Source organism: Pedococcus bigeumensis (assembly GCF_006438965.1).
GTDB classification, from domain to species: domain Bacteria; phylum Actinomycetota; class Actinomycetes; order Actinomycetales; family Dermatophilaceae; genus Pedococcus; species Pedococcus bigeumensis_A.
In genome coordinates this window covers 1-11,868 of record NZ_RCZM01000007.1, presented here as the reverse complement: position 1 = coordinate 11,868, position 11,868 = coordinate 1, and the positions used below count along the sequence as shown (strand labels likewise).

Annotated in this window: 11 protein-coding genes and 1 pseudogene; 7 read left to right on the top strand and 5 right to left on the bottom strand. The window is 69.2% G+C overall.

Going from position 1 to position 11,868, the window contains the following annotated elements:
• Window positions 1–11 precede the first annotated feature (11 nt).
• Window positions 12–674: a TetR/AcrR family transcriptional regulator gene (locus EAH86_RS18210; protein WP_140743425.1), complete on the bottom strand. Its 663-nt coding sequence runs from the start codon at window positions 672–674 to the stop codon at window positions 12–14.
• Between the two features lie 231 nt (window positions 675–905).
• Here EAH86_RS18210 and EAH86_RS18205 point away from each other — a divergent pair, with 231 nt between their 5' ends.
• Window positions 906–1,520: an NADPH-dependent F420 reductase gene (locus EAH86_RS18205; RefSeq protein ID WP_140743423.1), complete on the top strand. Its 615-nt coding sequence runs from the start codon at window positions 906–908 to the stop codon at window positions 1,518–1,520.
• An 88-nt stretch (window positions 1,521–1,608) separates the two neighbouring features.
• On the opposite strand, the gene EAH86_RS18200 is transcribed toward EAH86_RS18205, so the two are convergent.
• From EAH86_RS18200 to EAH86_RS18190, 3 genes are read right to left on the bottom strand one after another with little or no spacing between them, the layout of a single operon-like run.
• Window positions 1,609–2,322 (bottom strand): alpha/beta hydrolase, encoded by a 714-nt coding sequence (locus EAH86_RS18200; protein WP_140743421.1) that lies wholly within the window; start codon window positions 2,320–2,322, stop codon window positions 1,609–1,611.
• Complete coding sequence (locus EAH86_RS18195) at window positions 2,319–2,828, bottom strand: VOC family protein (protein WP_194150794.1); 510 nt, start codon at window positions 2,826–2,828, stop codon at window positions 2,319–2,321. The genes EAH86_RS18200 and EAH86_RS18195 overlap by 4 nt, the downstream gene beginning before the upstream one ends.
• Before the next feature lie 51 nt (window positions 2,829–2,879).
• The gene (locus tag EAH86_RS18190; RefSeq protein WP_140743419.1) at window positions 2,880–3,458 is read right to left on the bottom strand and encodes an NADPH-dependent F420 reductase; all 579 of its coding nucleotides are present in this window, start codon (window positions 3,456–3,458) and stop codon (window positions 2,880–2,882) included.
• Between the two features lie 93 nt (window positions 3,459–3,551).
• Between EAH86_RS18190 and EAH86_RS18185 the strand changes: the two genes are divergently transcribed.
• The 6 genes from EAH86_RS18185 to EAH86_RS18155 all read left to right on the top strand — a co-directional run bounded on the left by EAH86_RS18185 (window position 3,552) and on the right by EAH86_RS18155 (window position 11,143).
• A complete protein-coding gene (locus EAH86_RS18185) occupies window positions 3,552–4,040 on the top strand; it encodes a MarR family winged helix-turn-helix transcriptional regulator (RefSeq protein WP_140743417.1) in 489 nt (162 codons plus the stop codon).
• Window positions 4,041–4,270: 230 nt separating this feature from the next.
• Complete coding sequence (locus EAH86_RS18180; RefSeq protein ID WP_140743415.1) at window positions 4,271–5,359, top strand: glycosyltransferase; 1,089 nt, start codon at window positions 4,271–4,273, stop codon at window positions 5,357–5,359.
• Window positions 5,347–6,414, top strand: a complete 1,068-nt coding sequence (locus tag EAH86_RS18175) for a glycosyltransferase family 4 protein (RefSeq protein ID WP_140743413.1) — start codon at window positions 5,347–5,349, stop codon at window positions 6,412–6,414. The genes EAH86_RS18180 and EAH86_RS18175 overlap by 13 nt, the downstream gene beginning before the upstream one ends.
• Complete coding sequence (locus tag EAH86_RS18170; RefSeq protein ID WP_140743411.1) at window positions 6,411–7,436, top strand: glycosyltransferase; 1,026 nt, start codon at window positions 6,411–6,413, stop codon at window positions 7,434–7,436. Before EAH86_RS18175 ends, EAH86_RS18170 begins: the two co-directional genes overlap by 4 nt.
• A gap of 20 nt (window positions 7,437–7,456) precedes the next feature.
• Window positions 7,457–8,278, top strand: a complete 822-nt coding sequence (locus EAH86_RS18165) for a glycosyltransferase family 2 protein (RefSeq protein ID WP_241668451.1) — start codon at window positions 7,457–7,459, stop codon at window positions 8,276–8,278.
• 330 nt (window positions 8,279–8,608) lie between these two features.
• Window positions 8,609–11,143 (top strand): glycoside hydrolase family 32 protein, encoded by a 2,535-nt coding sequence (locus tag EAH86_RS18155; protein ID WP_170212823.1) that lies wholly within the window; start codon window positions 8,609–8,611, stop codon window positions 11,141–11,143.
• Between the two features lie 429 nt (window positions 11,144–11,572).
• On the opposite strand, the pseudogene EAH86_RS18150 reads toward EAH86_RS18155, so the two are convergent.
• Window positions 11,573–11,868 (bottom strand): annotated as a pseudogene (locus EAH86_RS18150) (transposase); the annotation flags it as partial.

Sequence of the window (11,868 nt, the reverse complement as noted above, 5' to 3'; positions counted from 1 at the left end):
GCGGTCTCCATTCAGCCCGCCGTGCTGAGATGGACCATGGCGTCGTAGAGCTGCTTGTCGGTCATTGGCGGCTCGGGGATCGGGTGTGCCCGCTCGGCCCGGTAGGCGTCGAGCATGAGGTAGAGGGGACGCCGCCATGCCGTGGGCGCAGTGGTGCTGGTGGCGTCCATCATCCGGCCGTTGGACCAGATCAGGTTGACGATGTCGGCCTGGGTGATGTCCGGGCGTGCCTCGCCGGCTTCTTGCGCCCGGGTGAGCACCTCTTCGATCTGTCGGCACATCTGGTCGTGGATGCGCTCGGTCTCAGGGCTGCCGGGGAAGCGGCGGGAGAGGAAGTCGTTGAATCCTCGGTCTCCCGCCTGCACGCGAAACAGGTTCTCCAGGTAGGAGACGAACCCTTCCCACGGGTCGTCGATCTCCATGGCCTTCTCGGACCCGTCGGTGAACTCCCGAAGTCGAGGCTCGAGGGCCGCCATGAGCAGGTCCAAGCGGGTCGGGAAATGGCGGTACAGGGTTCCGATGGCGACACCGGCGTCGCGCGCGATCCTCTCCAAGGAGGCAGCCACGCCTTGGGCGGCGAACTCCCGCCGCGCCGCGGCGAGGAGCCTGTCGTGGCGCTCCTGGGCGTCTCGGCGCAGTGGCGCCCGCGTCCGCTCAACCTCGCCGATGGTCACGTAGCCAATCTACCTCGAGAGCTGAGGGTCCCCTCCGGTTCCGACCCAGGAAGGCCGGACCAACGCCAGCGACGAGACCACTCAGGAATCGGTCCACGACGCCGTCGCGGAATACCTGAGGCACTCCTCCGGTTCAACCTCACGACCGGAGGGGTGCCTCACCTTAGAGGTCAGATCGACCACCCCTCGACCTCACGGCCAACCGAGACAGACACCACGAAGGAGCACATCATGAGCAGCATCAGCATCATCGGATCGGGAAACATGGCCAGCGCCATCGGCGCCCTGGCCCTCAAGGGCGGCAACACCGTCGAAGTCATCGGTCGGGATGCGGACAAGGCCCGGGCGCTGGCCCGGGCGCTGGGTGACGGCGCCACCACAGGAACGTGGGGCGCCGCGCCGACCGGGGAGATCGTCATCCTCGCCGTGCTGTTCGCCGGAGCCGTACCGGTTGTCAGCGAGTACGGGGAGGCGCTTGCCGACAAGATCGTCGTCGACATCACGAACCCGTTCAACGCCGACGCCACCGGGCTGGCCGTCGGCCACGACACCTCGGTCGCGCAGATGGTTGCCGAGGCAGCCCCCGCAAGCACGCATGTCGTCAAGGCGTTCAACACCCTGTTCAGCCACGTCCTGGGCGCGGGCGACCCGGTGGATGTCTTCATGGCCGGCGACGACCCGCACGCCAAGGCACGCGTCGCAGCGTTCGTCGAGAGCCTCGGACATCGCCCCCGGGACGCCGGTGACTTGAGCATGGCGCACTGGCTCGAGGGCGCCGGCCTGCTGGAGATGGGCCTGGCCCGGGCCGGCCTGGGGTTCAACTTCTCCCTCGGCGTCAACGCGTGAATGGCGAAGGGCCCTCGTCAGCGGTTGCTGCTCGAGGGCCCTTCTTGCGCTGTCTGGCAGGGTGGATGCCCACAGCGACGCGTGGTGATCAGCCGCCAGCTGCCGGGGTGGGGCCAGGTGCAGCGAGCCGTCGTGGCTCCTGCTCGAGGACCGTCACGGTCGGGTTGTCAGCAAGGAAGTTCAGGCGGGCGTGCAGCCAGCCGGCGAACCGGTGCAAAGTCCCGGCAGTGATCCCGTGACCACCGGGGTCGCGGTGGGCCTCGACCGGGGCACCGGACTCGGTCAGCAAGTACGTCCACGTGCGGTCGAGCAGCTCACGGGGGATGACCTGGTCGGCGTCACCCTGAGCAACGAACACCGGGGTGTGAGCAAGCCGCGAGGGAGTGACGGGGGCACCAGCGTCGAAGGGCAACGTTCCGTACAGGATCGCCGCGCCGGCATACCTTGCCGGGTCCGAGAGGACGAGCCCGCCAGCAACGGCCGCACCGCCGCTGAAGCCGACCACGACGACGGGTCGACCTGCCGGTGCAACGCCCTCGAGCCACTCACGGAACCAGGCCATCGTCTCGCTCAGGGACGCTGCGACAGGGCGGCCGATGCCACGGTTGGCGAACCACGCGAACCCGCCACCTTCGGCGATGGGCGCGCGGACAGCCGCATAGGTGACACCTTCGGGAAGGTGGGGCGCGAGCGAGATGATCTCCCGCTCGTGAGATCCCCGTCCGTGCAGCAGCACGACCAACGGCGCGTTCGGGTCGGTGCTGCCGTGGAAAGCCACGGTTGGCGGCGCGAAGGCGGTCATCGTGCGTCCAGGGGGACGAGTTCGGCTGCGGTGCGAACGCCGCGCCACTGGTCGACCTCGGCGGCCAGGTCGAGCCGGTCGACCGGGGCTGCGTTGGCGAACTCGCCCCAGCTCTGCTTCGGGACCATCCACATGACCTCGAACTCGTTGCCGTCGGGGTCTTGGCCGTACACGCTCTTGGTCGCACCGTGGCTGGACTCGCCCGTGTAGGCATCCAGATCGGACAGCGTCGCCCTGGCCTGCTCGAGGTCGTCGATCGTGTCGACCTGCCACGCGAGGTGGTACAGGCCGATGGCTCCCCGGCCCCGGGGGGGCTGGGCGCCGACACCGAACAGGCCCAGGTCGTGGTGGTTGCCAGAGCGCGGCATACGCAGGAATGCTGCGTTGGCGCGGGGTTCGCGAGCCACGATCTCGGTTCCGAACGCTGCCTCGTAGAAGGCGATGCTGCGCTCGAGGTCGGCGACGAACAGCACCGCGTGGTTCAGGCGAACAGCCTGGATGGTCATGAGACTTCTTTCTGAGCTGTCTGGTCGGGTGTCGCTTCCAGGGAGGCTCTGTCAGGCCGCGACGATGCCGAAGCCGCCGGTCCAGGCGATCTTCTCGTTGGCCGCGAGGGTGATCTGGAGGAAGCCGATCGCCTCGAGCTCGTGGGCCCGCGCCAGCGACCCGGCGTCGATGGCCTCGAGACCGCCCGAGGTGATGACACCAGCCAGGACGGACTTGGCGTCCGCGTCGTCGCCGGCGATCAGGACGGTGGTGGTGAGCTCGCCGACCGTTCCCTTCGCCAGGGTCGAGGCGAACGTGGTGTTGAAGGCCTTGAGGACCCGTGACTGCGGGAGCGCGGCCGCGATCTCGGCGGTCGCGGAGCTGCCTGTCGGGACCGTGAGCGAGTCGAAGGTCTCGAAGTTCAACGGGTTCGTGATGTCGACGACGACCTTGCCGGCAAGGCTCTCGCCGCGCTGGGCGAGCACAGCGCTGATGGCCGGGTACGGGACGGCGAGGACGACGATGTCGCCGGTGACCTGGGTCGCTACGTCGTCCTGACCGAGCAGCTGGACGGTGTGACCGCCGCGCCCGGCCACGGCCGCGATGGCCTGGCCCATGTTGCCGGTGCCGATGATGGAGAGGTGTGCCATGAGGAGCTCCTGTGTCGAGGGTGATTGGTTGATGCTTCAAGTAACACCCTACACCATTTAGTTGTTCCTTCAAGTATTCGCTACGCTCCTCTCATGGACACACGGTGGCTGGACGAAGGCGAACGCGCGGCATGGCTGCGCCTGATCGCGGTGGTGGAGCTCCTCCCTGGAGTACTGGACACCCAGCTGCGCCGCGATGCCCACCTCACGCACTACGACTACTTCGTCCTGGCCATGCTGTCCGAGGCGCCGGACCGCACCCTGCGGATGACAGCGCTCGCCCTGCGCACCAACGCGACGCTGCCCCGTCTGTCGCACGTGGTACGCCGACTCGAGGGGCGCGACCTGATTGAGCGCTTCCCCTGCCCCGAGGACGGGCGGGCCACCAACGCCCGGCTGACGCCGGCCGGGTGGGACGAGGTCGTTGCTGCTGCACCCGGGCACGTCGAAGCGGTGCGCAGCCACGTCCTCGACGTGCTGAACCCCGCTCAGGTCACGCAGCTGCAGCAGATCTGCGACGCCCTGCTGACCAGGCTGGATCCCGATGGACTGATGGGTCAGCTCTACGACCTGCGGCGCTGAACCGTCGGGGCGCGGGCGCACTGCGTGGGCCACCTGAGGGGACTCTGACCCCGGACACATGGACACATGGACAAACGGGCAGGTCAACGGGTTGCGAGTTCACGATGCAGGCTCGCTCTTGTCGGTCACAACGGCTATGTTGGGCTTGAACCAGAGCCGGTCAAGCCACGCGCCAGCTGCCCCAGTCGGGTTGCGTCAGGCGCGCTCGACGCCCCTGTCAAAGGTCAGCCTTGAGCATCGTTGTCGCCTCGATCCCTTCCGGCCACGTCTACGTCAGACACCTCTCGCCCTCCGCTGGCTCGGGAGGCGACACGGTCGTCCGCCTGCCCGACCCCCCGTCGGGCGCGTCGCCGGACTCGCCGTGGTGGCCGCCGCGGATGCTCACGACCGACTGGATCGCCGAACACGCCGCCGACTTCGACCTCATGCACATCCATTTCGGGTTCGACGCCCTCTCCCCCGACCACTTGCGTGACGTCGCCGCAGCACTGCGGCGGCACGCCAAGCCCCTTGTGCTGACGGTGCACGACCTGCGCAACCCGCACCACGACGCCGCAGCGACGCACGATTCCCAGCTCGACGTGCTGATGGCGTCGGCCGACGCCATCGTCACGCTCACACCCGGGGCTGCCTCGGTGATCCGCACTCGTTGGGGTCGGGACGCGATCGTCCTCCCCCACCCGCACGTGGTCCCTGACGAGTGGCTGGGTCGGCCCCGTCCCGAGCGCGACGGGTTCGTTGTCGGGCTGCACGCGAAGAGCCTGCGCGCCAACATGGACCCTTTGCCGCTCGTGGACGCCCTCACCGCCGCCCTTCCCGATATGCCGGGTGCCCGGCTGCGCGTTGACGCGCACACCGACGTCATGACGGCTGGATTCCCGCGCCACGACATCGAATTCGCCGACCACCTCAACGACCTGGCCAACCACCACCTGATCGAGCTGCGGGTGCACGACTTCTTTTCGGACGACGAGCTGTGGAACTACCTCCACGATCTCGACGTGTCGGTACTGCCCTACCAGTTCGGCACCCACTCGGGCTGGCTCGAGGCGTGCCACGACCTTGGCACGTGGGTCGCGGCGCCGGACTGCGGCTTCTACGCCGAGCAGCGCCCATGCCTGACGTATGCCGCGACCGGGCCCGAGCGCGCCTCGTCCCTCGTCGAGGCGGTGCGCACCGCACACACCCGCTGGTTGGCCGGGGAGGTCGCCCCGCGCGCTGACCTGGCCGACCGGCATACCGAACGAACGTCCCTCGCCCGCTCCCACACGGAGCTGTACGCAGAGGTCTTGGAACGCAGGCTCGCATGCACGTCGTGATCCTCGCTGCGGCACGGCACCCCCTGCGGCAGCCCTTCGCGGGCGGCCTCGAGTCGCTCACCTGGGCGCTCGTCCGGGGACTGCGCGAGCGCAACGTCGACGTGACGCTGTTCGCTGGGTCTGGAAGCGACCCGGCGCTGGGAGCTCGAGAGTTGACGGTGGCTCCTCTTGAGCTCAGTGAGGCGGCTCGGAGCGACGCGTCGATGCCGCCCGAGCCCTGGCTCCGTGAGCACCACGCCTACCTCCAGGTCATGCTCGAGCTCAAGGACCGTCGCGACGTGGATGTCATCCACAACAACAGCCTCCACTTCCTTCCGCTGGCCCTCGCGCAGTCCTGCCGTGCGCCGATGCTGACGACGTTGCACACACCCCCGACGCCGTGGCTCGAGCCGACCATCGCCCTGATGGACCAGAGGCGGAGCGTCTTCGTCGCGGTCAGCGCCCATACCGCGCACCAGTGGGAGCACGTGACGAACGCGGGCGTCCTCCACAACGGCGTGGACACTGCCGCGTGGACTCCAGGCCGCGGTGGGTCCGATCTCGTCTGGGTCGGTCGGGTGGTCCCTGAGAAGGCGCCGCACCAGGCGATCCGCATCGCTGCCGCGAGCGGCCGCAGGATTCGACTCGCTGGACCGGTCGGCGACGCCGAGTACTTCCGCTCGCAGGTGGAGCCGCTTCTCGGTCCTCGGGCTGAGTACCTGGGGCACCTGGATGCGATCGCGCTGCGGGACCTGGTGGGGTCGAGCGCCGCCATGGTCGTCACGCCGGAGTGGGACGAGCCCTACGGCCTCGTCGCGGCCGAGTCCCTCGCGTGCGGCACCCCGGTCGTGGGGTTCCGCCGGGGCGGGCTGCCGGAGTTCGTGGCCGGGGACTGCGGTGCCCTCGTGGCGCCCGGTGATGTCTTGGCCGCAGCCGCCGAGGTCGACCGGGTCTGCGCCATGGATCGGCAGCGTTGCCGCGAGCACGCCGAGTCGCACTGCTCCCTCGACGTCATGGTGGACGCCTACCTGGCTCAGTACCTTGACCTCACGACGGGGCTGGGGAGGGCGGCATGATCGGGTACTACGCGCACCACCAGGGCGCGGGACACCTCACCCGGATGCAGAGCATCGCTGCCGCGATGGACGAGTCGGTCTGGGGCCTGAGCTCCTCCCCCGCGCCGGCCGGATGGGACTCGGGGTGGACCCAGCTGGCTCGTGACGACGACCCCGACGCGCATCGGCTCGCCCGTGACTGCGACCCGACGGCGAATGGTGCCCTGCACTGGGTGCCTCGCGGACACCACGGCCTGGCCCAGCGCTCGGCGCAGATCACTGCGTGGGCAGCCCACGAACGGCCGCGGGCCCTCGTGGTCGACGTCTCGGTGGAGGTTGCCCTGCTCGCGCGGCTCTGCGGCGTGCCAACCGTGGTCGTGGCCATGCCGGGTCAGCGACACGACCGAGCGCATCGGCTCGCCTACGACACTGCCGATGCCCTCCTGGCGCCCTGGCCCCAGGGGGCTCACGACCACGACTGGCCGCGCGAATGGACCGACAAGGCATGCTTCGTCGGCGGCATCTCCCGGTTCGACCACCTCGCCGCTGCGTCAACCGCCGCCCCACCGGCGCGAGACGGAGGCGGCACCGTCCTCGTTCTCTGGGGGGCCGGAGGCCGCACCACCACCGAAGCCGAGCTCGATGCGGCCCGAGCCGCGACACCCTCCTGGACGTGGGTCGAGCGGGCGCCGGGGGTTCCGTCGACGACGCAGCTCTGGGATGACCTGCAGCGCGCCGACGTCGTGGTGACCCATGCCGGGCAGAACGCTGTGGCCGAGGTGGCCGCGGCACGTCGGCCGGCAGTGGTCGTGGCACAGCCGCGCCCCTTCGACGAGCAAGTGGCGACGGCACGTCAGATCGATGACTGGGGGATCGCGGTCGGCCGCGACGTCTGGCCGAGCGGGGAGCAGTGGCCGGCCACGCTCGAGCTCGCGCTGCTACGGGGCGGAGACGGCTGGAAGCGCTGGTCCACGGGACACGCTGCAGAGGACGCGGCCGCCCACCTGCTGAGCGTGGGACTCGCCGCAGGCGACCGTTCGTGAGACCGGCGAAGACTGCCGTCGTGACGATCGCGCACGGGCGGCACGAGCACCTGCGCGGCCAGGCGTGGGGACTGCGTCAGCAGACCCGGCCCGCCGACCTCTACGTCGTCGTGGCGATGGGCGACCCCGAGGTCGCCGCAGTCGCCCGTGAGCAGCATCCTGAAGTCGTCGCGCTCGAGGTCGCTCCGGTCGGTTCGGACCTGCCTCTGGCCGAAGCCCGGAACGCCGGAGCCGGTGCGGCGATCCGGGCCGGCGCAGACGTGCTGGTGTTCCTCGACGTGGACTGCATCCCCGACACGACAACCGTCGCGCGCTACGCCGACGTCCTGACGACGGCGGTCAGTAGGCGGCCGGTGGTCGCCTGCGGGGAGGTGAGCTACCTGCCACCCGTTGGCCACCCGGCCGAGTACCGCGCTCCAGGCCTGGCCGACCGCGCCCGGCCGCATCCCGCACGCCCGGTTCCGAGGCCCGTTGCCGTGCTCGTCGCCGAGGACACACGGCTCTTCTGGTCGTTGTCCTTCGCGGTGACAGCTGACGACTGGCTGGCCTTGGGCGGCTTCGACGAGGCCTACGTCGGCTACGGCGCCGAGGACACCGACTTCGGTCAGCGGCTCACCGCCGCCAACGGCGAGCTGCTCTGGGTCGGCGGCGCGGCGGCATACCACCAACACCACCCCACGGATGTTCCGCCCGTTCACCACCTGAGGGCGATCGTGCGCAATGCCAACATCTTTCATGACAGGTGGGGATGGTTTCCCATGGAGGCATGGCTTGCCGAGTTTGCGACCCGCGGCCTGGCAGAGCTGGACCACGCGACCGGGCGGTGGCGCGTCAGCCCATGAGCCGGATGGCTCGCGGGTACCGCGTGCCAGAGGCGGTCAAGGGGACCTCTGCGGTGATGGCGATCGTGGCTGCGTGCAGCAGCTCGGCGACGTCCGGCCCGACAGCGGTGAAGCCGATGAGGACGTTTCGGGGGCGAGTCGATGGTCATCCGGGCTTTGCCGCGGTAGCCGTCCGCGTGCAGCGCGCGCGAGTCAACTGGTAGGGGCCTGGACACGCAAACCACAGGACGCCCCTGCAGGCGTCCCACGATGCGGCACCCACTTCTTGACCTACCCCACGGTCACCGTCACACTCGCCGATGACAACGTTGTCATACCGGAGGTTCGTCCATGTCCGTCAGCACTCGTCCACCTATGGGCCGCCCGCTTGCCGTCGTCCTGATGGTCGTCGCGTTCGTCGCGGCACTCGGAATTGTGCCCGCGGCGGCCGACACGCCGCAGCACCGCCCGGCATACCACTTCAGCCCCGCGAAGAACTGGCTCAACGACCCCAATGGGCTGGTCTTCTACAAGGGCGTCTACCACCTCTTCTTCCAGCACAACCCGCTCGGCAGTGTCTGGGGCAACATGTCCTGGGGGCACGCGACCAGCACCGACCTCGTCCACTGGAAGGAGCAACCGGTCGCCATCCCGTTCGATGCCAACGAGGGAGTGTTCTCCGGCTCGGTGGTCATCGACAAGACCAACAGTTCGGGCTTCGGCACGCTGACCAACCCCCCGCTCGTGGCGATGTACACCAGCGCCTACACGGCCGCCAGCGGGCGCGACGGCATCCAGGCCCAGTCGCTGGCGTACTCGACCGACGACGGTCAGACGTGGACCAAGTACTCGGGCAACCCGGTCATCGACATCGGCTCGCGCGAGTTCCGCGACCCCAAAGTCTTCTGGTACGCGCCCGCCAAGGAGTGGCGGATGGTGTCGGTGATCGCCAACGAGCACAAGGTCCTGATCTGGCGCTCCGCCGACCTCAAGCACTGGACCCGGCTCTCCGAGTTCGGCCCGCGCAACGCCATCGGCGGCGCCTGGGAATGCCCCGACCTGTTCCCGCTGGCGGTCGACGGCGACCCGGGGAACGTCAAGTGGGTGATGACCGTCAGCCTCAACCCGGGTGGGATCGCCGGCGGCTCCGGCACCCAGTACTTCGTCGGTGACTTCGACGGTACGACGTTCACACCCGGCGGCCCCGCGAGCTACGAGCCTCCCTCCGGAACGCTCCTGCAGGGGTTCGAGAACGGGTATGCCGGATGGACCCCGACCGGGACCGCCTTCGGATCTGAGCCGGCATCCGGTTCGCTGCCGGGCCAGCAGCAGGTCACCGGCTACGTGGGCCAGCACCTCGTCAACAGCTTCATCGACTTCGACGGCGCGCAGGGCGAGCTGACCTCCCCGCAGTTCACGATCAACCAGAGGTACCTCAACTTCCTCATCGGCGGTGGCCACCACGAGGCCGTCGCCGGCGCGACCCAGGGCGACCCGGGCGGCGAGGTCTTCACCAACTTCGAGGACCTCGACCCCGCGACACACCTGCCCGCCGGGTGGAGTGCCACAGGAGACTTCGTCGGCTACGGCGCGACCAGCTCGAGCCTGCCCAACCACCAGGGTGACAAGGTGCTCGACACCTGCGTCGTGCCCGACAAATGCGACCTTGCTGTAGGCACCTTCGTGTCGCCCGAGTTCACCGTGACCAAGGGCTACGTCAACCTCCTCATCGCAGGCGGCACGCACCCGCTCGGGACCAGTGGCCCGACCGTCGTCGAGCTCGTCTCGGGTGGGAGCGTCGTCGGGTCGGTGACCGGCAACAACTCCGGTGAGATGGACTGGCGCCACATCGACGCCCGGGCAGCGGTGGGCCAGCAGGCCCGGATCGTGATCCGGGACGACCACAGCGGCGGCGACTGGGGACACCTCATGGTGGACGACATCCGGGTCTCCGACACGGCAGCCGGCCCGCGCGACACCCAGACCACCGTCAACCTCGTCGTCGGCGGCGAGGTCGTGCGGTCCAGCACGGGGTCGGACAGCGAAGCCCTCGACTGGGCCGCGTGGGACCTCAGCAACCTGCAGGGCAGGACCGCGCAGATCACGGTCGTCGACCACAACTCCGGTGGGTGGGGCCACATCCTCGCCGACCAGTTCATGCTCGCATCGGCGCCTGCCAAGAGCGGGACCGACCGGGCCAGCTGGGTCGACTACGGCCGCGACAACTACGCCGGCGTGACCTTCAACGGGCTGCCCGACAACCAGCGCACCACCATCAGCTGGATGAACAACTGGCAGTACGCCGGTGACGTGCCCACCGACCCGTGGCGCGGCCAGATGACGATGCCCCGCAGGCTGTCCCTCGTCACGACCGAGGCGGGACCGCGCCTTCGCCAGACACCGGTCCCCGGAGTCGATGCGGTGACCGTGAACCGCGACAAGCAGCAGGCCAAGGAGCGTTCGGTCGCGGCCGGTGTGACGCCGACCGGGCTCGTCGCGACCGTGGCACGGGTCGAGGTCCGCGTCGCCCTGGGCTCGGCGTCCGAGGCTGGTGTCGTGCTGAGGCTCAGCGCCGACGGCGCCGTGGGCACCAGGGTCGGGGTCCGTCGCGACGGCACCCTGGTCGTCGACCGGACACGCAGCGGCGACGTCGGGTTCAACCCCCTCTTCGCGAGCGTCGAGGAGGCGCCCGTGACGGTGCGCGACGGTGAGGTGACCTTCACGGCATACCTCGACCGCAGCTCGGTGGAGGTGCTGGCCGAAGGCGGTCAGGCATCGGTCACCGACCTCATCTACCCGCCCGCCTCGGCGACGGGTGTCGCTGCCTACGCGGTGGGCGGGACTGCCAAGGCGGTCGACGTCAAGGTGACACCCATCCGCCCCTAACCGGGTCGGGGCGGCCAGGGCAGCTCAGCAGCTGCACCGGCCAGTTGCAGCCGGACATCGTCGGGGGCAGGCAAAGGGCCCCTGGCCAGCATTTCCGCTGGTCAGGGGCCCTCCTGTGCACTGGGTGGCAGGTGAAGGATTCGAACCTTCGAAGCTTTCGCGATGGATTTACAGACCGCCGTATGCCGTTCGTCCACCTGCGGCTTCGTGGCTCACCGGCGAACTTCGCCGCGAAATCGCCACGGATACTCGACGCCAGACGTCGTCTTTCGAGCACACCCGGTCAAGTCCCGGGGCGTGGTGTACGTCGGTGATCCTGTGATCGGGTCAGGCGCTGAGGGCGCCGATGAGGGTGTGGGTGTCCTCCTTGGGGTCGGTGTCGGCGGTTAGGACGTCTCGTGATCGGGCCAGGGCCTCGAGTCCGATCTAGCGGCGTTGTTCGGCCCATTCGTCGTGCTGTTCGGCCAGGACGGCGCCGACCAGGCGGATGGTGGCCTCGCGGTTGGGGAAGATGCCGACAACGTCGGTGCGGCGGCGAATCTCGCGGTTGAGGCGTTCGTTGGGGTTGTTGGACCAGATCTGGCGCCAGAGCTCTTTGGGGAAGGCGGTGAACGCCAAGATGTCCTCGCGGGCGGTCTCGAGGTGCTCGGCCACGGTCGGCAGCTTGCCGGCCAGGGCGTCGATGATCCGCTCGAACTGAGCGTGCACGCTCTCGGCGTTGGGCT

Excerpts from the sequence above, each read along its gene's own strand:
- EAH86_RS18205 (WP_140743423.1), top strand. The coding sequence starts at position 906 with ATGAGCAGCATCAGCATCATCGGATCGGGAAACATGGCCAGCGCCATC.
- EAH86_RS18200 (WP_140743421.1), bottom strand. The coding sequence starts at position 2,322 with ATGACCGCCTTCGCGCCGCCAACCGTGGCTTTCCACGGCAGCACCGAC.
- EAH86_RS18195 (WP_194150794.1), bottom strand. The coding sequence starts at position 2,828 with ATGACCATCCAGGCTGTTCGCCTGAACCACGCGGTGCTGTTCGTCGCC.
- EAH86_RS18190 (WP_140743419.1), bottom strand. The coding sequence starts at position 3,458 with ATGGCACACCTCTCCATCATCGGCACCGGCAACATGGGCCAGGCCATC.
- EAH86_RS18185 (WP_140743417.1), top strand. The coding sequence starts at position 3,552 with ATGGACACACGGTGGCTGGACGAAGGCGAACGCGCGGCATGGCTGCGC.
- EAH86_RS18175 (WP_140743413.1), top strand. The coding sequence starts at position 5,347 with ATGCACGTCGTGATCCTCGCTGCGGCACGGCACCCCCTGCGGCAGCCC.
- EAH86_RS18170 (WP_140743411.1), top strand. The coding sequence starts at position 6,411 with ATGATCGGGTACTACGCGCACCACCAGGGCGCGGGACACCTCACCCGG.
- EAH86_RS18155 (WP_170212823.1), top strand. The coding sequence starts at position 8,609 with ATGTCCGTCAGCACTCGTCCACCTATGGGCCGCCCGCTTGCCGTCGTC.